The following is a 23021-nucleotide window of genomic DNA, read 5'->3' as shown; positions in this document are numbered from 1 at the left end:
GGGAAGTACCGCCCAACATCTGTACGCTGGCGAACACAGCGAGATTAGTGGCAAAAACCCAACAGTTTAAGCCAAACTCAACTGAATTAAACTGAGTGCGGCAGCGCACAGACCCCATGGTGCTTGCTGATTATGCTGGCTTCACACTTTGTCAGGAGAACAACATGAAATCGAACCAGACTATCGCAGCAATCGTCATCGCCACCACTGCCATGCTCAGCGGCTGTGCCAGCACCTCGTCCCAGCCTGTCAACAATGGCAGCTACGACAATCCAGCCTCCTCGTCGGCGGGCTACGGCACCATCGAATCGATCCAGGTCACCCGCAATGACGGCCAGACCAACGGCGCCGGTGCGGTTGTCGGCGGTATTGTCGGCGCACTGGTCGGTAATCAGGTCGGCAGCGGCAGCGGCCGTACCGCAGCGACTGTCGCCGGTGCCGTCGGCGGCGCCGTGGTCGGCAACAAGGTCGAAGCCAACCGCAATGCCGGTAATGGCCAGGAGATGTACCAGATTAACGTTCGCCTGCAAAACGGCGAAACCCGCACGGTTGTGCAGGACAGCGTGTACGACCTGCGCGTCGGCAACCGCGTACGCGTGGTCGACGGCCGCGTCTACCGTTACTAATTATTTAACAGCATCCCCACCATTCATATAACTCACGATCTGCACAGACAGATCGACTTTTAAAGGAGCCCACCATGGGTACCATTCTTCTCGTTATCCTCATTCTTGCCCTGATCGGCGCCCTTCCTACCTGGAACCACAGCCGCAGCTGGGGATACGGCCCAAGCGGCATCACCGGCCTGATCGTGGTGGTGCTCATCGTGCTGCTCCTGACCGGGCGTCTGTAACAAGTCGACAACCGGCGCCGCGTGCGCCGGTTTTTTTTACCCCACCATCAACAACCAGAAAAGGAGCTGCCATGCGCAAGCCCGACAACAACACGCCACGCACCAGCGGCCCATTGACCGGCCTGCTGCGCGCCAGCGTCGCCGCCGCCTGCCTGATGGGCATGAGTATCGCCAGCGCCCAGCTGCCGCAAACCTCGACCGACCAGAACGTGCCGGCCGCCACCGCGCGCCAGCAAGCGGCCGAAATCGCCCGTGGCGATCCGGCGCGCTGGTCGCAAGAAGACGCTACCCCGGAGGCACGCCTGCGCACCTTGCGCAAGGAAATGGGTGCGGCCCTGCAGGAAGCCAAAGGCGCATGCCGCGCCCTGCCGGCGTCCGAGCGCAGCGCTTGCAACAAAGAAGCGCAAGCGAACTACCAGAAAGACATGGCCGGCGCGCGCGCCCAGGCTGCCATGGGCGGCTGACCGGACCTGCCTGCCGGGCGCGCCGCATCGACGGCCGACGCTCCCGGCAGCAACGCTTTATGCCGCCGCGACCCAGTCATCCTGGTCCGGCGGCAATTCGTGCACCACCACGGCCGTTTCTTCGGCCACCATCAGCAGCCAGCCCGCGTGCTTGAGCGCGCGCAGCGCATCGCGGTAGCCCTGCTCCCAGCGCCATTCGATCGACCCCCTGGAAAAATTGACGTCCTTGGACGCCATATGCCAGTCGTGCCCCGCATAGGGAATGCGCACGATGTGCAGTGTGGCGTCGCAGCCGAGCGCTGCGAGCTCGCGCCGGTCTTCCTCGGTGCGCTCGGCCTCGGGCATGCGCGCATACATCTGGCGCAGCTTGTGCTGCAGCGCATGGGTGGCGCTGTAGTCTTCGATATGGCGTTTCGAGCGTGACGCGTAGGTCACGTCTTTCTGGCGCGTATTGACCTGGTCCATCGTCACCGGCTCCTCGCCTTCCGCACTCCACAGGTCGACCATGAAGCAGATGGTGTCGCCACCGGGCAGCTCGCGCAGCACCGATTCGAGCGGGGTGTTCGAATACAGGCCGCCGTCCCAGTACAGCTCGCCATCGATGCGCACCGGGGCGAAGGCCGGCGGCAGGCTGCCGCTGGCGCGCACATGGTCGGCGCACAGGTCGCCGCCCTGGCTGTCGAAATGCGCCAGTTCGCCGGTGCGCACATTGACGGCGTTGACCGTCAGGCGCATGCCGCCCTCTTCGTTCAGATAGTCGAAGTCGACCAGTTCGCGGAGCGTGTCGCGCAGCGGCGTGGTGTCGTAAAACGAGGCTTCTTCCGGCGCAACCGTCATCCCGAATGGAAAACCGCTGAACAGGCGCGGCTTGAAAAAGCCCGGCACCCCGCGCATGACGGTATCAAAGGTGTTGAGCCAGATATTCGAGCGCCGCTGGCGGTCGTCGACCCGGGTCATGTCCAGCGTGTCGGCATGCGACACCCGGTCCCAGAAAGCCTTGATTTTCTCCAGCCGCACCGATTGTTCGTTGCCGGCGATCAGGGCAGCATTGATGGCGCCGATCGAAGTGCCGACGATCCAGTCCGGCACCAGGTTGTGCTCGTGCAGCGCCTGGTACACGCCGGCCTGGTAGGCGCCCAGCGCGCCGCCCCCTTGCAGGACCAGCACAATGCGCAGCTTGTCGGGGTTGAGTTTATTTGGGTCAGTCATAGGATGGCCGGAATCGAGTCGGGAATGGGAATGGAAGAAGTGAATATACGAAAAACGACCAGGGATGAAAACGATACCAGCAAAAAAAGACGGCGTCGAATCCGAAGATTACGACGCCGCTCAAGCCCCACCATATCTTTCCGTTCTTATTGCGAGGCCGGGTTCGCTTGCCCGGCATGGTAACTAAACAGTTCAGACGTATTGCGGCGCGCTGTGCGCGTCACAGTTGTTGCGTCTGCCCTGTGCGGCGCTGTTGCAAGTACCACGCCACGCCGCCCAGCACGGCCGCCACGCCGAGCGCGGGCTTGATCAGCCGGCGCCGCGTGATGAAGCCGATGATGGTCGCGGCGTACGGCATGATCGACGCGACACTGATGCCGGTCGGATGCAGCACGCTGTCGATCCGCGAACGGACCGCAAAGGTCGCATGGTCGAGTGCCGAGTGAAACAGCACGTCGGGACGCGCATCGTGCTTGATCCGGGCTTTGGCGTGGGCAATGCCGACACGGTAGAAATCGCCCTGGCGCAGCAGGCGCGCCTTGCGTTCGGCTACCGATTCGGTCTTGTCGCCCCCTGTGCCAGGGGATTTTTCGAGCCCGATAATGTTATCCATCGTAATACTCCCGTCTGAAGTGCCGCTTACAGCAGCATGTCGCGATCGTTCTTGAGTTCGTTCATGGTCTCGGGGAAAGCCAGCTTGCCCTCTTTGAGCATGGCCTTGGCCTTGAGCACGAGGCCGATCGTCACGGCGATGAACACGGCAAACATGATGAGGAGGATTTTCCAGCCCATGCTTTCCCAGGCCAGCGCAACAATTGTCGCGCTACCGTAGGCCAACGCAAACATGGCGCACAGCACTGCCAGCGAAAAAACCACCAGCAATTCAAGCACATGATTGCGCACTTCGGACAACTCGAGTGCCGCCAGTTCCACGCGCGACACCACGAGTCCGAAGACATTTTTTGCCAGCCCTGTCAGGCCGCCCATCAGGCCGGGGCCATGTACTGCCGCTGTTGTTTTGTCCATGGCTTCTCCCGGCTTGAATTATTTACGGCCCAGGATCACACCGACCAGCAAGCCGACGCTGGCAGCGGCGGCGATGGTGCGCCATGGGTTGTCCTTAACATAGACATCGGCGGTGTGCGCCAGTTCCTTGCCTTTGACGATAGCTTGACCTTGCACTTGCGATGCCTTGCCCAGCGCCACGTCCAGCATTTCCATGCCGCGTGCGCGCATGTCTTCGGCTTTCTCTCCGGTCAGTGCGGCCGCTGCGGACAGCAGGGTCTGGGCATCCTTGACCAGGGTCTTGACGTCGGTTTGCACGGCGTTCACATTGCCGTTCAGGTTGGAAACGCCGTTCGTGCGGGTGTTGGTATCTAACATGATGAACTCCAGTGGTGGGTTGAAAAAAGTCTGTAAAGTGTTACCGTTTTTGCTTTTAGTGCGCCAGCAGGTCGCGCATGTCGTCCGCGTGCTCTTCTTCGACCGCCATGATGCTTACCAGCAGCGCCTTGGTGGTCGGGTCCTTCTCGCCAATGGCGGCAATCATCTGACGGTATGACTCGATCGCCACGCGCTCGGCGATCAGGTTCGAGCGGATCATCGCTTGCACGTCGTCCGAATCGTCGTATTCGGCATGGCTGCGCGCGGTCAGGGTGGCCGGATTAAAATTCGGCGAACCATTGAGCTGGACGATGCGTTCGGCCAGCGAGTCGGCGTGTTCCTGCTCCTGTTGCGCGTGCTCCAGGAACTCGGCCTTGATCGGACCGTTGCCCACGCCGCTGACGGTGTAGTAGTGGCGCTTGTAGCGCAGCACGCACACCAGTTCGGTGGCGAGCGCGTCGTTCAGCATGTTGATGACCGCTTCACGGTCGGCTGCGTAGCCGTCCGTGACGGCGCCGTCGTCCAGATTGGCCGCTGCCTGGCGGATGGCTTTCACGTCGAATCCGTGCGCCAGTGGCTTGGTATTGTCGTCCATGATGATTCCTTTTACTATTAAGTTGCTACTGCAGTGTGTTCGGTATTAACGGCGCGGCGCGATCGCGGCGCCTTCGTTCGACAGCACGATTTCAACGCGGCGGTTCATCTGACGGTTGCCGGCGTTGTCATTCGGCGCGACCGGGAAGGCTTCGCCATACGCACGCATTGCAACGCGGTCGCGGGCAACGCCCATCTCGACCAGCGCGGCGCGCACGGACGAGGCGCGTTTTTCCGACAATTGCTGGTTATGCGCGGTGCTGCCGGTACTGTCGGTAAACCCTTCGACCAGCACGGTGCGGTTCGGGTTCTGTGCCAATGCATCGGCCAGCTTGCGCAGGGTGGCCTGGCCGTTCGCGGTCAGGTTGGCCTGGTCCACGCCGAACAGCACATCGCCGATCGTGATGACCAGGCCGCGTTCGGTTTTCTTCGCTTGCAGGTCGGTCATCAGCGCTTCGAGCTGGGCGGCGCGAGCCTGGGCTTCGCGGGTCTGGGCTTCGGCGGCGGCGACCTGGCCTTGAGCGGCGGCAGCCTGGTTCTGGGCGGCGGCGGCATCGGCCGAAGCGGCGGCGGCGGCGGCCTTGGCGGCGGCGGCATCCATCTTGGCGCGGTCGGCTTCGACGGTGCGCGCTTCGAGGCGCACGGCGTCGCGTTCTTTGCCGGACGAGGCGATATCGGCTTCAGCCTGTTTCTGCTTGGCGATTTCTTGTGCGGTGGCGATTTTTTGCTTGGCCAGATAGGCCAGCTTGTCGATCTGTTCCAGGCTGTCCTTGCGGGCGGCGGCGGCGTTGGCTTGATCCAGCGCTTCGCTGGCCTGCTTGAATTCCAGCGGGGCGAAGGTGGCGACGCGCGAATTATTGTTGGCGGCGACGAAATCGCCACGGGCCTGGTCCAGCAATGGGGTGGTGGTCGGCACGCTGCTGCAAGCGCCAAGGGTCAGGACGGCGGCGAGGATAGCGGTTTTGATCAGGGTATGTTTCATGGAATTGTTCCTTTTGTTGTCATGGCGCCATGTGGCGCGGAGTTCAAACGTTTTCTTGTGCTCTGGGTACTGCTGTGCGCGGCCATTCGGCCTGCGCTGCCGCTGTGAGGGCGCGCGGCATCTGTCTGCTGGGCAGACTTATTATTCTTATTATTGTTGCGGCTTGTTGGCGCGGTCGACTTCTTCGCGCAGCACGCGCAGGTCATCCTGGAGTGCATTGGCGGCGGTGGTCGCCTTGGCCGAATTGGCCTTGCTCTGGGCCAGCTTGGCGTCGGCCTGCGCCTGGGTCGCCAGTTCGCGCGCCAGTTTGTAATCTTTAGCGGCCAGGGCCTGGTTGGCCTGCATCATCTTGGTGCGGGCGGCGTTGATTTCTTCCGGGGCCAGATCGGCGGCGCCGGCGCTCACAGCGTTTTCGACGGCATTCTTCGACACGGCAACATCAGCCGTTGCCGGTGCTTTTTGCGAACTGGCGCAAGCGACCAGTGTCATAACCAGTGCGGCGCAAAGAACTTTACTGACTTGATTCTTGATTTGTGCATTCATCGTGTTTCTCCATGAGGTGTAGTGATGTCGTGATAACGTTATAAGCTGATTTATTGGCAAGTTCGGTTCGCTGCCGCACATAGCAAATGTTTTACGTGCAAGGGGCTGGCCGACCGTGCGCTAACGTACACAAAAGTGCCACCCATATCGCTTAAAGTGACCCTATTCTCACAATAAGGATAATCATGAGCCAAGCCGCCCCGGTCCCGTCCGGCCGTCGCACACCGATCGCGCGCCGCACCAAAATTATTCTCGCCATCGTGGCCGTGCTGGTCGCCATTCCACTGATCGCGCTCGCCATCCTGCTCACCTACGACTGGAACAAGGCCCGTCCGTGGCTCAACGCCAAGGCCAGCGAAGCGATCGACCGTCCGTTCAACATCAAGGGCAACCTCGACCTGAGCTGGGAAAAGCCGTCCGCCGTCATGGCCGAGCGCGACCGCACCTGGCGCGATCTGGTGCCCTGGCCGCACCTGGTCGCCAACGATGTGCACGTGGGCCAGCCGGGCGGGATGGGCACGGGTGACATGGCTTCCGTCAAACAGTTCTCGTTTTCGCTCAACCCTTTCTCGCTGCTGCACAAGACCATCGCCATTCCGGTGCTGCGCTTCGACGCCCCGGCCGTCGACCTGCGGCGCGACAAGGATGGCAAGAACAACTGGACCTTCCGCAATGAAGACAAGCCGGCACGCTGGAAGCTCGACCTCGAACGCGTGGTGTTTACCAAGGGCGTGGTCAAGTTCAACGATGCGATCGAGGACATCGACCTGAGCGCCGACGTCGACACCGTCAACGCCGACCCCGCCTACGGAATCAGCTGGAAGCTGCGCGGCACCTATAACAACGGCCCGGTGACCGGCGGCGGCAAGGCCGGCGCAGTGCTCTCGCTCAAGGAGCAGAGCACCCCCTATCCGCTCCAGGCCGACCTGCGCGTCGGAAAAACCCACATCGAAATCGAAGGCACGATCACCAAGCCGACCAAGCTGGCGGCGGTCGATGTGCGCCTGAAGCTCTCGGGCGCCAGCATGGCGCGCCTGTACACCCTGACCGGGCTGCTGCTGCCGGAAACGCCGGCCTTTCGCACCGAGGGCCGCCTGACCGGCGAGCTCGGCGAGGCCGGCAGCCGCTGGGTCTACGACAAATTTACCGGCAAGGTCGGTTCGAGCGATATCGCCGGGCATATGGAATACCAGACCGGCAAGCCACGCGGCAAACTGAGTGGCAAGGTGTCGTCGAAACTGCTGCAGTTCGCCGATCTGGGGCCGCTGGTGGGCGCCGATTCGAACGCCAGCAAGGAGGCGCGCGGGGTCGAGGCGGTGCAGCCGAGCGGCAAGGTGCTGCCGGTCGAATCGTTCCGCACCGAACGCTGGACCGCGATCGACGCCGACGTGCACTACGCGGCCGAGCGCATCGTGCGCGAAAAGCAGCTGCCGATCAGCAAACTGTCGACCCACCTGATCCTCAAGGATGGGGTGCTGACCCTGGCGCCGATGAATTTCCAGATGGCCGGCGGCAGCGTCACCTCCACCATCAAGCTCGATGGCAGCGGCAATGGCAAGCAAGCCATCAAGGCCACCGCCAAGGTCAGCGCGCGCCACATCAAGATCAAGGAACTGTTTCCCTCGGTTGAAGGCATGAAGGCCACGGTCGGCCAGATCAATGGCGACGCGCAGTTGTCAAGCACCGGCAATTCGGTGGCGTCCTTGCTGGCGGCCTCGAATGGCGAAGTCAAGGCGCTGATCGACGAAGGCACGGTGAGCAAGATGCTGCTCGAACAGGCTGGCCTGAACATCGGCAATATCGTGCTGACCAAACTGTTCGGCGACAAGCAGGTCAAGCTCAATTGCATGGCCAGCGATTTCCAGGTCACCAACGGGCTGATGCAGACGCGCACCTTCGTGGTCGATACCGAAGAGGCGGCCATCACGGGCGACGGCACCATCAACCTGGCCAACGAACAGATGGACCTGACCTTGAATCCCAAGACCAAGGGCTTGCGCATCTTTTCGCTGCGCTCGCCCCTGCACCTGCGCGGCAGCTTCTCCAAGCCGGAGGTGAGCGTCGACAAGGGCGTGCTGGCCCTGAAGGCGGGTGGCGCGGTTGCGCTGGGCCTGGTCGCAGCCCCGGCCGCCCTGCTGCCCCTGGTCAATACCGGTCCGGGCCAGGAAAGCGGCTGCGCTCGCTTGCTGGCCGAAGCGCGCGAAAAGCCGGTGGCGCCGCCGCCGGGCAAGAGCGCACCCTCGGCCCAAAACGTCCGCCCGCGCCGCTGATTCCAAAAAAATTGCGTTTTGTCACTTATGTGCGTTGCCGAACAGACCACGAGCTCGGCAAGCCCTAATCTAGACGTATCGGTTGGGCGACATGCACCGCCGAACGCATAACAACATAGACCACCACCATAGAGGAACACACCATGAAAAACCTGAAAATCGTATCGACCCTCATCGCCGCCCTGATGCTGACCACCGTTGTTGGCTGCGCCTCGACCGACAAAAAAGAAAGCGTGGGCGAATACGTTGACGACAGCGTGATCACCACCAGCGTCAAAGCGGCCATCGTCAATGAGCCGACCCTGAAAGTTTCGGAAATCAACGTTGAAACCTTCAAAGGCGTTGTTCAGCTGAGCGGCTTCGTCGCTGCGCAAGACAGCATCGCTACCGCCGGCAAAGTCGCCCGCAATGTCAAAGGTGTGAAGTCGGTGAAAAACGACATTCGCATGAAGTAAGCTTTACAATTAAAGAGGCACTATCATGAAAACAATCAAGCAACTGGTAATGAGCGCGACGCTGGTAACAGTAGCGCTCGGTTTGGGTGGCTGCGCAGGCATGTCGGCCCAGGATAAGAACACGGCCATCGGCGCCGGCGCCGGCGCAGTTGTCGGTGGCGTATTGACCGGCGGCAGCGCTGTCGGTACCGTTGGCGGCGCAGCCGTCGGCGGCGTCATCGGCAACCAGGTCAAGCCACCGAAATGATCCGGCTTGCCTGATTGGAGAAAAAACCTCGCCAGCTGCCCCGCTCGCGGGGTTTTTTTACGTCTGCCTTTTCTGAAAGCGGCAATCAGCCGCCTTTCGCTTCTTTCAATCTCGAACGCAGGCCCGTCAGGGGAGCCTCGAGAACGTCTTTCGGGCCGCGCACCTCGATGATGTTTTCATCCGCGATGCGCAGCTCGACATCCTGGTCGGGTGAGTCAAGCCAGGACAAGCCGTAACCCGGTGTGGGACGCCATCGGATGCATTCGCCGCTTGGGTCCACCTGCCTGCGCACATAGCCCAGATCGCACACCAGCGGTTCCAGGATGGCCATCAACTGGCGCGCCGGACCACGCGTGGTGGCAATGCTTATTTTTCCGGGCAGTTGCTTGTAGAGCGTGCCGATCAGCATAAAGAAGAAACAGAAGAAGACCGCCATCCTGGCGTCCGCGGCGAAGGTCCGAGGCAGCACTTCGATGCAGACAAGCGCCGCCACGACGACCAGCGCCAGCGCGGTGATCAATTGTTTTGCGGAGAGAAACGGCCAGAGATAACGCCACAGGCTGTGGTCATCCGTGGAAAAGAAGACATAGCGCGGCGGCGCTACCGACCGGGCAGAGACAGGAGGATTAAGCGGCACCGGCATGGCAGGCTCCTTGAGATCGTCATCACCACGCACACGACGTGCTTGTGTGGTGATAGATCTCTGCCTGCCAGACAAAGTTCCCTCTTTTTTGACTGCGCCGAGCGCACCGCCCGCAGCGTCAGACGAAGGCGGTCGACAGCGCGCTCGCGCCCGCTTCCTTGACGATCTCGTAGCATTTACAGGAGGCCGCCGCCAGTCCCTGCACGTCGAGGATCTCGATATTGCCGCGGCTGTAGATGATCAGCCCCTGCTGCTGCAAGGCGCTGGCGGCCTTGGTCACGCCGACCCGGCGCACGCCGAGCGCATGCGCAAGGAATTCGTGGGTCAGATGAAATTTGTCGGACTTGAGACGGTCGCGCGTAATCAGCAGCGAGCGCGCCAGGCGCGCTTCGAGCACGTGGAAGCGGCTGCACACGGCGATCTGGATCGCCTGCGCCAGCAAGGTGTCGGTATAGCGGTACAGCACCCTCTGCAAGGCAGGATTGCGCGCGAATTCGGTGCGGAACTTGGCGCTGTCCATGCGGCTGGCGCACCCGGCGCGCTGGACGATGGCGCGCGTCTGCGCGGTATCGTGCCCGAGCGCGACGGTGGCGCCCAGCATGCCTTCGCGCCCGACCAGGCCGACCTCGAGCGTCATGCGCCCTTCGGCCACGCCCAGCAGCGAAATCAGGCTGTCGTGCGGAAAATAGATATGGCGGACCGGCTCGGCCGGCTCGTACAGCACCTCGCCCACTTCCACCTGTACCGGTTCGAGCAAGGGAGACAGCCGCGCAAGGTCGTTGTGCGGCAAGGCGGCGAGCAGCTGGTTGCCGTTCGGGTGGTCGAACTCAACGGCGGAAACGTGATTCATCGCTCCCTCCGGTGGGCAGGGCGCGCGGTCGGCCATGAGACAAAACGGATAGCGATCATTAGATAGGTAAGGCCAGGTTGGTATGACAGATACATTTACAAACAATTTCAATCAGCGTAACGTCAATAATAGGCAAAGTATGTACGGTGACGCACGGAAGGGCCGCCCCATCCTCGGGAGAATGGCGTCCATCAACCCGACCGTGCACGACCACACATTCACCAACAAGGAATCATCATGACGACGCCCTCCTCCCCTGCGCCCCGCAGCGCCCAGCATCCGCTGCTGATCGCCGCCGCCGTCGCGGTGATCGTGTTTTGCGGGGCCGGCACGGCCGCCATCCTCGGCTGGATTCCCTCATCGATCGGCGGCACGCCCGCCACCGCCGAGCTCAGTGAAATCGACCGCGCGGTGCTGGCCTCGACACTGCAAAGCGAGGGCAGCTCGGCTGGCGCATCGAACCTCGCGCCGCGCACCCTGGCCGCACTTGACGCGCAGGACACCGACGCCGAACGCAATGCCGCCCGCTACCGCGCCGCCCAGCGCGCCGATAACCAGCGCGAGGACGACCTGCGTGCCGCGCGCGACCGCGAAGAAAAGCGCGAGGCCGCAGAGGAAGCCAGGCGCATCCCGACGCAGCAGGAGCTCGACCGCGCCGCGCTGCACAACGGCGGACCGGCAACGACACGCAAACCAGCCGAGCGCAAGCCGGCGCCGGCGCCGCGCCACGCCGCTTCCGAGCCGGCGCCGGAGCGCTGGTGCAACCATTGCGGCAATATCGAATCGGTGCGTGAAGTGACCCAGCGCGCGCAAGGCAGCGGCCTGGGCGCGGCGGGCGGCGCGGTGCTGGGCGGCTTGCTCGGCAACCAGGTAGGCGGCGGCAACGGCCGCAAGCTCGCCACCGTCGCCGGTGCGGTCGGCGGCGCGGTAGTCGGCAACCAGGTCGAAGGCAATCTGAAAGCGACGCGCAGCTACGAAATCCGGGTGCGCCTGGACGATGGCGGAGCGCGCACCTTCCATCAGCAGAGCGCGGCTGGCTGGCGCACTGGGGACCGCGTCAAGGTCGTCAACGGGACCTTGCGTTCGGCCGCCTGATCCGCTCCCGCTGTACAAAAAAACAACGCCTCGTGGTTATTTCCACGAGGCTTTTTCTTTTCTTCTTTGCAATGTGCGCCAACGAACCGATTTGCTGATGAGCAAGCGCGAAAATAGCTTTACGCCTGCAGCAAAAGGCGCGGCAGTATCACCAGAGACGAAGGAATTATCATGAACCGCATGGTTTGGATCGGCATTTTAGCTTGGGGCATTATCGTAACGCTGTTTGGATTCAGCGCCGCGGGACCTGTCGCGGCGGGCAGCAGCGCCACAATGCAGGCCCAGGACGTGGTGTTTCTGATTGCCGGCGGCCTGGTGGCCTGCCTGATCGGTTTGGTTGGCCTGGCAGGCGTATTGGGCTGGTTGCCTGCATTGCAAAACGAACAAAAAACTTATTCTTAATGTACGCCAGCGTACGGAGCGGCATGCAAGAGTTCTGCATACTGCACTCACGACATCAAGTCGTCTATAAAAACCCACCGAGGACAAAATCATGCTCTATACAATCGCCGTCGTACTCCTGATCCTGTGGCTGCTTGGCTTGGTCACTTCCTATACAATTGGCGGCTTCATCCACATCCTGCTGGTTGTTGCTGTTATCATGATTCTGGTTCGCCTTATCAGCGGCCGAGGTATCTAGCTTACACAGCATCCGGCCATCGACTGATGTCCGATCCGTTTCGCGGTCGTGCCTGGCTTAGCCTGGTGTGACAGCGAAACGGATTTTATTACTTTTAGGAGCCACACTATGAAAAAGAACCTGACTAAATCCCTGCTCGGCATCACCGTCGTCGCCATGATGGCAACCGGTTGCGCCGACATGTCCGCCACCCAGCGCGGTACGGCAACAGGCGCTGGTGTCGGCGCCGGCCTGGGCGCGATTATTGGCGCGACCTCCGGCCACGGCGGACGTGCCGGCAAGGGCGCCATCATCGGCGGCGCCGCTGGTGCGATCATCGGCAATATCTGGTCGAACCGCATGGAACAGCAAAAGCAAGCCATGGAACAAGCCACGCGCGGCACCGGCATCCAGGTCAGCCAGACCCACGATAACCGCCTCAAGCTCGACGTGCCTGCCGACGTCTCGTTCGATACCGGCCGTTCCGCCATCAAAGCCAATTTCCGTCCTGTGCTCGAGCGCTTCGCCACGACCTTGCAAGACAATCCGTCGACCACCGTGACCATCATCGGCCACACCGACAGCACCGGCAACGACTCGGTCAACCAGCCGCTGTCGGTCGACCGTGCGGCCCAGACCCGCGACTACCTCGCGGCGCGCGGCGTCTCGCCGAACCGCATCATGATCGACGGCCGTGGCGAGCGCGAGCCGGTCGCGTCGAACGACGATGCCAACGGCCGCGCGCGCAACCGCCGCGTCGAGATCTACGTCGCCGAGCCGAACCGCCAGGGTTAATTCCCGCGCTATACCGTTGTAGAACATGGAAAGCGGCCAACGCCACAAGCGTTGGCCGCTTTTTTCATGTACCCGCGCGAACGACGTGGCGCAGCCGCTTCCCCTGTCGTGCAGCAAACGCTGGGCCGGCCACCTTGCGACGGCACTCGCGTCCGGATGTGCTTGCGCCGTCTGCACCGTGGCCAATTCGCCTGGCCCCGGGTAGACGATGAAGGAGGTCACCCGGGATGCGTTGCGGTGCCGGGGCGGCACCGCCAGCTAGCCGTGCGCTTCCCCGCTTTCAGCCGCTTATTGAGGCAATGTCACGCGCGTCTCCTGCAACTTCCACGTTTCGCCCCCCATGTTGAAGGCCTTGTCCTTCACCGCTTTTTTGAGCGCATCGTTAACTGCGGTCTCGTAAACATCCGGCCCAAGGGCGGACAGGATTTCCGCGTTTTTCGGATCGGAGAAATTCACTGTCACGCTCTTCCCGTACAGCGTCACCGAGATGCTGCTCGGCTTGAGGTTGGAACTGAATTTGTTGATCAGGTGGCTGCCGAGGTAAGTTGCCGCCGCAGTCGTCATTGCAACGCTCAGGGTGGCCGTCACGGCGACCACGATAGGATTGCCGCCCCTGTTGCTCAGTGCTTCGCGCACCTCCTTGTCTGCTGGCGCACCATCCTCCCAAGCTTGGTTCGCGGTGAAGCTGATGGATTTGTCCGTATCGCTGTCGGAGAAAGTGACGGTGCCTACCACGCTCTGGTTTGACGCGATAATCGTACCGGTATCCTGCAAATTCGCGAACCAGACCTGATATGTGTCGACGGGCTGCATGGTGGATGGTTGCCCAGTGATATCCATACCACTGGTATTGAGGAAGATTGGATTCCCCTCGTTGTCTAGAAGAATTGCATGCGGGTTGTTGGATTTCTGATTTGTGATACTAACGGCCAGAGCAGTGCCGTTGTTGCCCGGTTCGCTGAAGATCCCGTACTTATCCAGCGTGACAATTTGACCCAATTCGATCGGTGTCGAGATCCCGCTGGTAGTGAGCGTCACCGAACCCTCCACGATGGGGTCGTCCGTATAGTTGACTTGGTACGAAGGAAGGGCGATGTTGAAAACGTTCTTCGGCCCATAGGCGTCTGGATCGGTCGAGTCGGCGACCAACGCTTTCCAGATCACATTGCAGTTTCCGTTGACCATTTTGGCCAAGTAGAGACTGTAGCCGTTATTTGACTGTGCCACTAATTGGGTGGGGTCGATGTAGACGGTGATGGTTTCTGCTGCCATTTTGAACTCCCTTAGATGGGTTGGTTAGACTCGCTACCGGCGGCAACGAGTGACTCCATAGTCCGGCAACCTTGTGCGTCACGATATGGCTCCGGTGTCGTATGGACTTGCAAGTGAGACCATGCTAAGTACCCGCCCCTAAATAACTGTGATTTTTGTCTTCCATAGCCGGCGCGCTGTGGCGTTGCCCTCCACTCGCAGTGCTCGCACTGCGTCGCGTCGGGCGCCTTGCATCGCATCCGGCTCTGTTTGCCAAAATCTCACATTTATTTATTGGCGGGTACTTAGTGACCGATCCGGGAAGGCTTAAGGCGCCGACAGAAGCAAGCGAATCAACTGACCCGTGTTGACGAGTCCAAGCTTCGCCAACAGGTTCTCCCGGTGTTTGCGAACGGTGAGGTCGCTGATGTTCAATCGCCGTGCGATTTCCTTGCTGGTCAGACCATCCAGAAGGAGCGTGGCGACCTGGGCCTCACGCGGCGTCAGGCCGCTCTGAGGCAAACCGTGCTGCGGGAACTCGGCGGATCTGGCCCCCACTTCTGCCGGTCCATGGCCCGCGCATCGCATCGCAACGCATACGCGGTGAGCTCGGCGGGGTTTCTCAACTGCATTTTGCGCAACAGGTTGGCCCGGTGCTTGCGCACCGTGAATTCGCTGATTCCCAGCCTTCGAGCAGTGGCCTTGCAGCCAAGCCCGGCGGCCACGCAATCGAGGACCTCCCGCTCACGAGGAGTGAGGGATACCTCGTCCCTCATTCGGGTTCTACACCCGGAGCGCCGATTTTTTCCGTCGGTCCTTTTTGGGCTGAATAGGATCGATTACCACCAAGATTGTTGCTCGATTGAAGGAAGTTGACGGTGGGGCGCATTTTTTCTCACATCGGAATCGGCCATTTTCGGCGCCAAAACAGGGAATAGGAGCAAAACAGGTCCACGAAAAAAATCGGCGTTCCGGGCTTGGAACCCCAGTCAGCGGTCACGGCTTGACGCGCCGCCAAGCCCTCGCGCCACGCCCGCAATGCGGCATCAGGCGGGCTTTCGGGGGCTTTCGCCGGCGGACCGGCTTGAGGACTGGCGCGTTTTCATGATATCGCAGATCCCCCGGTCAACCGGGGTCGACCACTGCCTGTCCTGGAACTGCGCCGTGCACCAGAAAACATGCTGCTTCCCAGCCTGCCTGTTTGCCGGATCGGCTCGCGCTGGCCACCGCGCTACGGCCATCCGGAGCGTGCCCGCTACCGCCGAACTGAACGGACTCGATCCCACCTGCTGGCGTGCCGACCCGCTCGAACGTTTGCCGACCTGCCGCAACAGCGAGATCGATTCGCGGCTGCCGTTCGGCAGTTCTACCCAGCACTAAGCTGGTCTCGCGCGTTGCGGGAATCGCGCCAGCGTCCACGGCGACGATCGCCCAGGAGTTGCACGATCTGCTAAATGGCAATGATGAGATATTCCACGCCAGGCGTTTAGCAATGCAGTGCTATCTAGCCGAGGAAAATGAACGGCAAGCTGCGTTTCAACTCCACGCAGCCAAAGGCACCGTCCGACGCTTCGGCAGCGCTTGGTGAGAAAATTCCCCCGATCAGGCCACGTTGATAAGTCGCCCGACCCGGCATCGACCACGCAAGGGGATGAGGTGAGAATGGCGAAGGTACGGGAACCTTACTCCGGCTGCGCCACGTGCACGCCCACTCCCAGCGCCCGGTAGCGCGCCAGCAAGCCCTCATCGGTGCCGTGCGCGACCACGATTGCCCCGATCTCATCCGCACCGGCGATCCGGAAAGGCGAGCTCGTCGCCAGCTTTTCCGGCGAGGCCAGCACCACCGTGTGCGCCGCCGCCCGCCACATGGCGCGCTTGACGGCCGCTTCCTCGAAGTCGCCGGTCGACAAGCCCGCTTCCGGATCGATGCTGCTCACGCCCAGGAAACACAGGTCGGCGCGCACCTGGCCAATCGCCTCGAGCGTGGCCGCGCCCACCCCCACCACCGAATGGCGGTACAGGCGCCCGCCCAGCATGATCACCTCGATCCGTTCGTGCCCCAGCAGCGCCAGCGCCACCGACGGACTGTGGGTGACGACCGTGGCGCGCAGGTCGGGCGCCAGCGAGCGTACCAGATGGCCCGAGGTGGTGCCGCCGTCGACCAGCAGCACCTGCCCCGGCACGACCAGGGCGGCGGCGGCGCGCCCGATGGCCGCCTTGGCGTCTTGCGATATCCGCTCGCGCGCACCGAAGTCGGCCAGCGCCGGCGACGCCGGCATGGCCGGCAGCGCGCCGCCGTGCACGCGCTGCAACAGGCCCTCGCGCGCCAGTTCGCGCAGGTCGCGCCGGATGGTGTCTTCCGACAGCCCCAGCGCCTCGCTCACAGCCTTGGCCACCACTTGCCCGTCGCGCCGCAACAGGTCCATCAGGTATTGCTTTCGCTGGGTCGTCAGCATGATTGCCTTTGCACGTATTTTCTTGACATTGCACGATTTTGCACGATATTCTAAAAAACACCAAGCACAATCACGAAGGAACATCATGCAAGCAGAACGGGTACGGATCGACAAGGAAGAACTGCTGTCGGACAACTGGTACACCCTGAAACGCCTGACCTTCTCGCTGCGCCGGCGCGACGGCAGTTGGCAAAGCCAGACGCGCGAAGTCTACGACCGCGGCAACGGCGCCGTCATCCTGCTGTACAACCTGCGCCAGCGCACGGTGCTGCTCACGCGCCAGTTCCGCATTCCCGCGTTTGTAAACGGCCACGACGGCTTTCTGATCGAAGCGGCCGCCGGCCTGCTCGACCATGCCAGCCCGGAACAGCGCATCCGCGAGGAAGCCGAGGAAGAAACCGGCTACCGTGTCGAGAACGTGAAAAAGATCTACGACCTCTTCATGAGCCCCGGCTCGGTCACCGAACGCCTGCACTTTTTCATCGGCGCCTACGAGCCCGAGCACAAGGTGGGCGACGGCGGCGGCCTGGCCGCCGAAGGCGAGGATATCGACGTGCTCGAACTCGGTTTCGGGCAAGCGCTGGCGATGATGGACAGCGGCGAGATCATGGATGGCAAAACCGTCCTGCTGTTGCAATATCTCCAGTTGCATCTGATGTCGGCGTAAAGCTAGCGCCAGATCAATACATGCGCGTGGGAGGCACGCGATAGTTGCACACATGAATGCACATTCTTCCCTCCCAGACACCCAGGCAGCGCATGCCGGGCACCGCGCGGCGCTGTGGAATCCGGACGCCGCCGCTTGCTGGAGCCTCCTGTTCACGCCGCTGTTCGGCACCATCCTGGTGATCCGCAACTGGGAAGCGCTGGGCGAGCCGAAGCGCGCCGTGCAGGCCTGCTGGTGGTTCGCCGCCTGTCTCGTGGCGCTCATTCTCAATGTCTATATTTCCCTGCTGCGCGAAGCACCCAATCCGTTGCAAACCGGTCCCATCGTCCTGCTGCTGGTCTGGTACATCGCCGTGGCCAGCCCGCAGGAGCGCTTCGTGCGTGAACGGTTGGGCACCGACTATGCGCGCCGCTCGTGGGCGATCGCGCTGCCTTGCGCGCTGGTGTTGCTGCTCGCGTACTTGCTCGGCTACGCGCATCTGCTGGCCGTGCTTCAACAGGTTCATTGAACGGCGCTGCCGGCCCTGCCGCAGCGCCGTTGTTGTTTGCAGTACCCACTTTTCGCAGGTTGACCATTCGCACAGGAGCATGGTATGAGCACGGAGCGTTTTGCCCATTTTTTGGATTCTCTGCAATCCTGGAGCGCCGAAGCGCCAGCGCCGGCCCCCGCGCCGCCCAGCGCCACCGGCCAGACCAACGCCAACCAGAGCGCGCGGGTACGCCGCGTCAAGGGCTTGCTGGAAGCGGTCGGAGCGGACTCGGCCTGGCGCGCCCAGGGTAATGTCCTGGCCGGCAACGACAGCCAGGCCGACGCCGCCGGGGAACTCGACGATGACCTTGACGACGAGGAAGATGACGATTTCAAATGACCAGCTCGCCTGTGCCGGCGCCGGACAAGTCCGGCGCCGGCACAGGCAGGTTCGGACATTCTTCTCATCGCCCAAGCTTCACGATCACGAAATTGGAGAACGCATTATCTGCAAAGGAGCGAGTTGAGCAAGAAACACCAGATGTTCAACCGCTTTCACCTTCTGTAAGTTTTTTAGGGTAGCCGAACCGCCGAAAGCGAGTGCGGGCACAAAACCATACATCTCATCCGGTTTTAACGGCCCCAGCTTCTTTAATGCGCGGGCGAAAAGTGGCTTCTCCGCGTCATCTTCCATATCAAAATACTCACGCTTTTGGGAACTAAAAAACCATTTTGCCGCATCATCCGCCTTCCCTTTCAAGATGTACTCTTCCGATCCCTCGGACGGAAACGCTAGCGCATGCCAAGGCAGAATCGATAAGCTATCGCCGGATTTTTCACCCCAAAAAACGAGCTCGCCAAATGCACTTCTGGCGATAAGATGATAAGCGTCCCGCTCCATAAATTCCGTGTCGCCTATCCATGCTTCCAGCACTGGTTCATACTCTTGCGGATCAACTGTCCAGAAAAGGCCGTCGGCGTAGCCGCACCAGCCGCTCTCTTCCCAATACAACATCAGTTGGTCCGGCAATTTTCCACGGTAGCGCTCAATAGATGACGAGGGCACATATCTCGTGCTGATTTCCGGACCAAATTTTTCTCTAAAACTGGCAAAGTCTTCGTCCATGTCGCGCTCCTTTATTTGCATCGTTCAAGTTTGACGTTCATTTTTGTGCTGCCTCGTATTGATTTCCCAATCTCTTTTGCCGCTTCATCCAATTGCATCAAACGTTGACTTTTTTTCCACTGCGCACCAATGCGTGAATTGATATTCCTGTCCCCAAAATTGCTTATTTTGTCCTTGCCTGCAGCCACCATATCGGGGTTGTGCAACGCTGCCAACGTTTTCATTTTACTTTTGGCACCTTCCTGTGCGGCTGCTTCGGCTTGGGCAGTCGTCATTCCACTTTCACGAAATTGCTTGAATAAATTGCGTTCCATTTCTTTTTGATAACTCGCTCTCGCTGCGCGCGCCACGTTCGGATCCCGCACCGTCGCCCCCTTCTCGAACGCCTCCCGCCCTTTGAGATACTCATCAACCGTCATCTCATTGATGCCCATTTCTTGCCCGGCAAGCTGACGGTCGAACTCCGGAACCTTGCCCTGTGGCAGGCCATTCGTGTTAAAACAAGGCACTTCCTTCTTTGGCATGCCCTTGGGAACGGTGGGCTCGTCCTTCCGATCTGGCCTGCGCTTCGGCGCCGGCGCCGGCGCCGATCCGCCCGCCGCGCCACCGCGTCCGCGTGACTGGAGCGCGGGGTGCTGAGCGAGCCTGCGCTCGTTTTCCTCGATCCACTTCGCCACGCGCGGCCCCAGGCGTGGACTGCGGCGAATATCGCTCAATAGCGCAGCCTTGCCGCCCTTGCCCCGTGTGAAATAGGCCAGCAGCGTCGTCAGAATGGCCAACACCATGATGACGTGGCCATTGGCGAAGTCCAAGGCGGCAAACGCCGGATCACCGGTCGCACGGCTGACAAAGCCGTGCTGGCGATCCTGCCGCAGCGGCCCCCACGCTTCCAGGAAGCCGCTTTCGTAATAGCGCAGGGCTTCCGGAACGGCCTGGGCCAAACCTTCCACCAGGGACTTCAAGCCCAGCATCGCCAGTACCCAGCCGCCCGCATAGCTCCCCGCCGCCGCGCCCGCCGTTGCGCCAGGAACCGCACCGACGCCACCAAGCAGCGCCCCGCCAACGCCGCCGATCAGCCCGCCCGCGACCACCGTCCCGCCGTAGTAGAGCGCAATATCCTGGCATGCCGATACAAGAATCGGCCAGATGGCGGACAGGTCGATGCCGGTCAGTCTCTGCGCAATCATCTGGAACGCCAACGGCCCCGAGTCGTGCAACGCTTTGCGTACCCGGCCCACCCGCCCCATCCGCTCGTACCTCCAGCCCATATGCCCATGGTCGGATGAACTGAGCAGGCGCCCGATGCTGTCGTACTGCTGACCGGCATTGCCCTGGCGGCCGCCCCATTTCAACGCATCTTCTTTGTGCTGGAGCATGCTCCAGACGCGCCACATGTCGTCGATATCATTACCCATCGAATGCCTCAATTGGTAAATAGAGCGGATCAGTCTGTTTGGATAAAACTCCGATAGGTTAGCAATGCGTAAACACGCGCGGCTTGACTGTTATCAAGCTCGGCGTTACATGTGGGAATAATGAACAGTGTGATAGACCGGACAGGAAAGACTTATCCGTCAATATTGAAATAACAACATCCAATGCACGATTCGCGCTAAACTAGCGGATTGACACTTGGAGTAACTATGAATCAACGTTTCCGCCTGAGCGCCCTCGCCCTCGTTTCCGCAGCAGCAATGGCCATCACGCCTGCCTTCGCCCAGACCATGAAGCCAGGCCTGTGGGAAAGCACCGCCAAAACCACCTTCGCCGATCCGGCGACCAACAAGGCGATGATTGATGCGCAGAAGCAAATGACCAAGCTGCCTGCGGCCCAGCGCAAGGAAATGGAAAAGGCCATGAACAAGCCGGGCGGCCCGGTAATGACCATGAATGCCGACGGCGGCTTCACCGTCAAGAACTGCGTCTCGCAGAAACAGATCGACGCCGGCGCCAACATGGGCGTCGATGACGGCAACTGCAAGTACAAGCAAGGCGCCAACGTGGGCGGCACCCAGACCTACTCGTTCGCCTGCGCCAACCCGGTGTCGTCCGGTGAAGGCAAGACCGTGTATCAGGGCAACGATTACACCTCGGTCATGAAGACCACCACCACGACCAACGGCAAGAAGGAAGTCATGACGACCGAGTCCAAAGGCAAATGGCTCGGCGCCGATTGCGGCACCATCAAGCCGATCGACATTCCGCCGGCGGCCGCCAAGAAGTAAGCGCGACGCTGTGGGCGCCGCCGCTTAAGCAGCGCCCGCCTGCCGCCGCTTAAGCGGCGCCGCTGAACGCCAGGTAGCGCTCGCGCGCCAGGGTCGCCACCGGCCCGATGGCGAGCGTGCGCTGCTCGTAGCGGATGCAGGGCGTGACCTTGCCGTAGTTTCCAGTATTAAAAATTTCCAGCGCCGTCAGCAACTCCTCCGGATGGACGCTGCGCTCCTCCACCGCTACACCGGCCTCGGCCAGTAAACCAATCACCCGTGCCCGCGTAATTCCCGCCAGGAACGTGCCATTCGGCACCGGCGTCACCACCTTGCCTTCCGGCGTGACCAGGAACAGGTTCGATGTCGCAAATTCGGCCACGTGGCCATCGCTGTCGACCACCACGGCGTTCTCGAAACCGCGCGCACTCGCTTCGCGGATGGCGCGCGTGGTGTTGGCGTACAGGGCCGAGGCCTTGGCATCGGTCGGCGCCATGGTCGCGTCGGGCCGGCACAGGGTCGACAGGCAGGCCGAAAAGCCGGTGAACGGCGGCATCGGCGCATCGAACAGGGTCAAGGCGAAGCCGCTCTTGTCGGGCACCGGCACCAGGAAACCCTCGGCGCCGAACACCAGCGGGCGCACATACAGTTCGGCATCGGCCGGAAATTTGGCGACACCCTCGCGCACCAGCGCTTCCATCTCGTCGACCGTCAGCGGGCACTGCAAGCCAAGCCGCTCGGCGGAACGGATCACCCGTTCCAGGTGCGGGCGCAGGTCCGGCAACTGGCCGCGGATGGCGCGCGCGCCATCGAACACGGACGAGCCGAGCCAGACGCTGTGATCCATCGCCCCGAACAAGGGCACATTACCTTCGGCCCATTGCCCCTTGAAATAAGTCAGATACATAATCGCTCCCTTGTCATTGTTGTGCAGGAAGTTTAACCGAACTTGCGCGACAGGTCCGGCCGCCGCCGACGCCGGTTAGAGGCCGGACTCCAATGCAGCACAGCAATAATCCGACCATACCTGTTAGCATTGAAAATGCTGCAATCATATATTTAACCCAAGATTTAACCTAAGGTATTTCATTTTGCCGACGCTGCACCCTTCCACCGACATCGCGTTTTCCCGGCCGCCAGGCCGCTGGCTCACCATCGGCATCGTGATCGGCCTGCACGCCGCCCTGTTGCTGGCGTGGCACCACACGCGCGAACAAGCCCCGCTGCGCGACGAGGACAGTGGCCCGCGCATCCAGTGGATCGACACCGTTGCCCCCAAAGCGGGCGAGCCGGCGCCGCAAGCGCGTCCCGTACCGGCGGCCAGCGCCAGCAGCGAACCGGTGCGGGCCGCGCGCACGCGACGCGATGCGCCCGCCACGCCACCGGCGCCGCCCGCCCCTGCGATTTCCGTGCCCGCCACGCCCGAGAGCGAGGCACCGGCCATCGCGCTGCTGCCGCCCGACCCGTTCGCCACCGAACCGGCCCCTGCGGCACCCGCCGGCGGCGCCGACGCCATCCGCAAGCGCGCCCTGGCCGACTTGGCCAAGATCGACAAGGAGTTGCGCAAGGCATCGCTCAACAAGTTCGCCGTGCCCGACGATTCGCCGCAAAAACGCCTGATCGCCGGCATCCAGTCGGCCCGGCGCAACCCCACCCTGTTTGAAAAAGCCGAGATCGAGGAAATTACAACCGGCAATAGCGATAGAGGCGGGCGCATGTACAAGATCAAAACCGCGCTGGGAACCTATTGCGTCACCTATCCATCCGCCACCGATCCCATGGGTAGCAAGAAATACACGCTGTGTCCCAACTAGCCGCGTAGCCAGTCTGTTCGCTAGCGAACAAAG

At 61.6% G+C, this 23021-nt stretch carries 32 protein-coding genes; 16 read left to right on the top strand and 16 right to left on the bottom strand.

Features of this window, described 5'->3' with window-relative positions; genetic code table 11:
- Nucleotides 1–164: 164 nt before the first annotated feature.
- The 3 genes from F1609_RS17965 (at nt 165) to F1609_RS17955 (ending at nt 1317) form a co-directional block, all read left to right on the top strand.
- Nucleotides 165–626, top strand: a complete 462-nt coding sequence (locus tag F1609_RS17965; RefSeq protein ID WP_167077773.1) for an outer membrane lipoprotein — start codon at nt 165–167, stop codon at nt 624–626.
- Between the two features lie 74 nt (nt 627–700).
- Nucleotides 701–853 (top strand): DUF3309 family protein, encoded by a 153-nt coding sequence (locus F1609_RS17960; RefSeq protein ID WP_166880428.1) that lies wholly within the window; start codon nt 701–703, stop codon nt 851–853.
- 71 nt (nt 854–924) lie between these two features.
- Nucleotides 925–1317, top strand: coding sequence for a hypothetical protein (locus F1609_RS17955; protein ID WP_229421933.1), 393 nt, complete (start codon nt 925–927; stop codon nt 1315–1317).
- A gap of 57 nt (nt 1318–1374) precedes the next feature.
- Here the strand turns inward: F1609_RS17955 and F1609_RS17950 are convergent, their stop codons facing one another.
- The 7 genes from F1609_RS17950 to F1609_RS17920 form a co-directional block, all read right to left on the bottom strand.
- Nucleotides 1375–2526 (bottom strand): patatin-like phospholipase family protein, encoded by a 1152-nt coding sequence (locus F1609_RS17950; protein WP_167077772.1) that lies wholly within the window; start codon nt 2524–2526, stop codon nt 1375–1377.
- A gap of 220 nt (nt 2527–2746) precedes the next feature.
- Entirely contained in the window at nt 2747–3139 is a 393-nt protein-coding gene (locus tag F1609_RS17945) for a hypothetical protein (RefSeq protein ID WP_187363052.1), read from the bottom strand.
- 26 nt (nt 3140–3165) lie between these two features.
- A complete protein-coding gene (locus F1609_RS17940; protein ID WP_167077771.1) occupies nt 3166–3552 on the bottom strand; it encodes a phage holin family protein in 387 nt (128 codons plus the stop codon).
- Between the two features lie 18 nt (nt 3553–3570).
- Nucleotides 3571–3909 carry an ElaB/YgaM/YqjD family protein gene (locus tag F1609_RS17935; protein ID WP_167077770.1) on the bottom strand — a complete coding sequence of 113 codons (339 nt, stop codon included), beginning with the start codon at nt 3907–3909 and terminating at the stop codon, nt 3571–3573.
- 55 nt (nt 3910–3964) lie between these two features.
- On the bottom strand, nt 3965–4504 hold the full coding sequence (locus F1609_RS17930) for a ferritin-like domain-containing protein (protein WP_166880439.1): 540 nt from the start codon (nt 4502–4504) through the stop codon (nt 3965–3967).
- A 45-nt stretch (nt 4505–4549) separates the two neighbouring features.
- Complete coding sequence (locus F1609_RS17925) at nt 4550–5485, bottom strand: OmpA family protein (RefSeq protein WP_167077769.1); 936 nt, start codon at nt 5483–5485, stop codon at nt 4550–4552.
- A 150-nt stretch (nt 5486–5635) separates the two neighbouring features.
- A complete protein-coding gene (locus tag F1609_RS17920) occupies nt 5636–6028 on the bottom strand; it encodes a DUF4398 domain-containing protein (RefSeq protein WP_166880443.1) in 393 nt (130 codons plus the stop codon).
- Nucleotides 6029–6213: 185 nt separating this feature from the next.
- On the opposite strand from F1609_RS17920, the gene F1609_RS17915 reads away from it, so the two are divergent.
- From F1609_RS17915 to F1609_RS17905, 3 genes are all read left to right on the top strand, one after another.
- Nucleotides 6214–8298, top strand: coding sequence for an AsmA family protein (locus tag F1609_RS17915; protein ID WP_167077768.1), 2085 nt, complete (start codon nt 6214–6216; stop codon nt 8296–8298).
- A 143-nt stretch (nt 8299–8441) separates the two neighbouring features.
- Nucleotides 8442–8753 carry a BON domain-containing protein gene (locus tag F1609_RS17910; RefSeq protein WP_167077767.1) on the top strand — a complete coding sequence of 104 codons (312 nt, stop codon included), beginning with the start codon at nt 8442–8444 and terminating at the stop codon, nt 8751–8753.
- A 25-nt stretch (nt 8754–8778) separates the two neighbouring features.
- Entirely contained in the window at nt 8779–9000 is a 222-nt protein-coding gene (locus F1609_RS17905; RefSeq protein WP_099881030.1) for a YMGG-like glycine zipper-containing protein, read from the top strand.
- Between the two features lie 85 nt (nt 9001–9085).
- Here F1609_RS17905 and F1609_RS17900 read toward each other — a convergent pair whose 3' ends face one another.
- Entirely contained in the window at nt 9086–9643 is a 558-nt protein-coding gene (locus tag F1609_RS17900) for a hypothetical protein (RefSeq protein ID WP_167077766.1), read from the bottom strand.
- Between the two features lie 118 nt (nt 9644–9761).
- Complete coding sequence (locus F1609_RS17895; protein WP_126075729.1) at nt 9762–10493, bottom strand: Crp/Fnr family transcriptional regulator; 732 nt, start codon at nt 10491–10493, stop codon at nt 9762–9764.
- A gap of 237 nt (nt 10494–10730) precedes the next feature.
- Between F1609_RS17895 and F1609_RS17890 the strand changes: the two genes are divergently transcribed.
- The 4 genes from F1609_RS17890 to F1609_RS17875 all read left to right on the top strand — a co-directional run bounded on the left by F1609_RS17890 (nt 10731) and on the right by F1609_RS17875 (nt 13002).
- Nucleotides 10731–11588, top strand: a complete 858-nt coding sequence (locus tag F1609_RS17890) for a glycine zipper 2TM domain-containing protein (protein WP_167077765.1) — start codon at nt 10731–10733, stop codon at nt 11586–11588.
- Between the two features lie 171 nt (nt 11589–11759).
- Complete coding sequence (locus tag F1609_RS17885) at nt 11760–11990, top strand: hypothetical protein (protein ID WP_166896042.1); 231 nt, start codon at nt 11760–11762, stop codon at nt 11988–11990.
- A gap of 91 nt (nt 11991–12081) precedes the next feature.
- Nucleotides 12082–12228 (top strand): lmo0937 family membrane protein, encoded by a 147-nt coding sequence (locus F1609_RS17880; protein WP_103170603.1) that lies wholly within the window; start codon nt 12082–12084, stop codon nt 12226–12228.
- Nucleotides 12229–12336: 108 nt separating this feature from the next.
- Nucleotides 12337–13002 (top strand): YiaD family glycine zipper/OmpA-like lipoprotein, encoded by a 666-nt coding sequence (locus F1609_RS17875; RefSeq protein WP_167077764.1) that lies wholly within the window; start codon nt 12337–12339, stop codon nt 13000–13002.
- A 288-nt stretch (nt 13003–13290) separates the two neighbouring features.
- Here the strand turns inward: F1609_RS17875 and F1609_RS17870 are convergent, their stop codons facing one another.
- From F1609_RS17870 to F1609_RS35370, 3 genes are all read right to left on the bottom strand, one after another.
- Nucleotides 13291–14274 carry a hypothetical protein gene (locus tag F1609_RS17870; protein ID WP_167077763.1) on the bottom strand — a complete coding sequence of 328 codons (984 nt, stop codon included), beginning with the start codon at nt 14272–14274 and terminating at the stop codon, nt 13291–13293.
- Between the two features lie 306 nt (nt 14275–14580).
- Complete coding sequence (locus F1609_RS17865) at nt 14581–14811, bottom strand: response regulator transcription factor (protein WP_370661640.1); 231 nt, start codon at nt 14809–14811, stop codon at nt 14581–14583.
- The gene (locus F1609_RS35370; protein ID WP_167077761.1) at nt 14757–15029 is read right to left on the bottom strand and encodes a response regulator transcription factor; all 273 of its coding nucleotides are present in this window, start codon (nt 15027–15029) and stop codon (nt 14757–14759) included. The genes F1609_RS17865 and F1609_RS35370 overlap by 55 nt, the downstream gene beginning before the upstream one ends.
- Before the next feature lie 472 nt (nt 15030–15501).
- Here F1609_RS35370 and F1609_RS17855 point away from each other — a divergent pair, with 472 nt between their 5' ends.
- Nucleotides 15502–15633: a transposase domain-containing protein gene (locus tag F1609_RS17855; RefSeq protein ID WP_167077760.1), complete on the top strand. Its 132-nt coding sequence runs from the start codon at nt 15502–15504 to the stop codon at nt 15631–15633.
- A 302-nt stretch (nt 15634–15935) separates the two neighbouring features.
- Here the strand turns inward: F1609_RS17855 and F1609_RS17850 are convergent, their stop codons facing one another.
- Nucleotides 15936–16709 carry a DeoR/GlpR family DNA-binding transcription regulator gene (locus F1609_RS17850; RefSeq protein ID WP_167077759.1) on the bottom strand — a complete coding sequence of 258 codons (774 nt, stop codon included), beginning with the start codon at nt 16707–16709 and terminating at the stop codon, nt 15936–15938.
- A gap of 85 nt (nt 16710–16794) precedes the next feature.
- Between F1609_RS17850 and F1609_RS17845 the strand changes: the two genes are divergently transcribed.
- From F1609_RS17845 to F1609_RS17835, 3 genes are all read left to right on the top strand, one after another.
- Complete coding sequence (locus F1609_RS17845; RefSeq protein WP_167077758.1) at nt 16795–17376, top strand: NUDIX domain-containing protein; 582 nt, start codon at nt 16795–16797, stop codon at nt 17374–17376.
- Between the two features lie 52 nt (nt 17377–17428).
- A complete protein-coding gene (locus tag F1609_RS17840; RefSeq protein ID WP_167077757.1) occupies nt 17429–17884 on the top strand; it encodes a hypothetical protein in 456 nt (151 codons plus the stop codon).
- 84 nt (nt 17885–17968) lie between these two features.
- A complete protein-coding gene (locus F1609_RS17835; protein ID WP_167077756.1) occupies nt 17969–18244 on the top strand; it encodes a hypothetical protein in 276 nt (91 codons plus the stop codon).
- A gap of 84 nt (nt 18245–18328) precedes the next feature.
- On the opposite strand, the gene F1609_RS17830 is transcribed toward F1609_RS17835, so the two are convergent.
- A complete protein-coding gene (locus tag F1609_RS17830) occupies nt 18329–18970 on the bottom strand; it encodes a GAD-like domain-containing protein (RefSeq protein WP_167077755.1) in 642 nt (213 codons plus the stop codon).
- A gap of 11 nt (nt 18971–18981) precedes the next feature.
- The gene (locus F1609_RS17825) at nt 18982–20385 is read right to left on the bottom strand and encodes a DUF6861 domain-containing protein (RefSeq protein ID WP_167077754.1); all 1404 of its coding nucleotides are present in this window, start codon (nt 20383–20385) and stop codon (nt 18982–18984) included.
- Nucleotides 20386–20613: 228 nt separating this feature from the next.
- On the opposite strand from F1609_RS17825, the gene F1609_RS17820 reads away from it, so the two are divergent.
- Complete coding sequence (locus F1609_RS17820) at nt 20614–21195, top strand: DUF3617 domain-containing protein (protein WP_167077753.1); 582 nt, start codon at nt 20614–20616, stop codon at nt 21193–21195.
- Between the two features lie 49 nt (nt 21196–21244).
- Here the strand turns inward: F1609_RS17820 and F1609_RS17815 are convergent, their stop codons facing one another.
- Nucleotides 21245–22081, bottom strand: a complete 837-nt coding sequence (locus tag F1609_RS17815) for a branched-chain amino acid aminotransferase (RefSeq protein WP_167077752.1) — start codon at nt 22079–22081, stop codon at nt 21245–21247.
- Nucleotides 22082–22265: 184 nt separating this feature from the next.
- Here F1609_RS17815 and F1609_RS17810 point away from each other — a divergent pair, with 184 nt between their 5' ends.
- Entirely contained in the window at nt 22266–22988 is a 723-nt protein-coding gene (locus F1609_RS17810; RefSeq protein ID WP_167077751.1) for a hypothetical protein, read from the top strand.
- Nucleotides 22989–23021: the final 33 nt, after the last annotated feature.

The organism is Massilia aquatica, from assembly GCF_011682045.1.
Taxonomy (GTDB): Bacteria; Pseudomonadota; Gammaproteobacteria; order Burkholderiales; family Burkholderiaceae_D; genus Telluria_A; species Telluria_A aquatica.
Note: the sequence above shows the minus strand (reverse complement) of the source record. Positions and strands in the feature narration are given on the sequence as shown.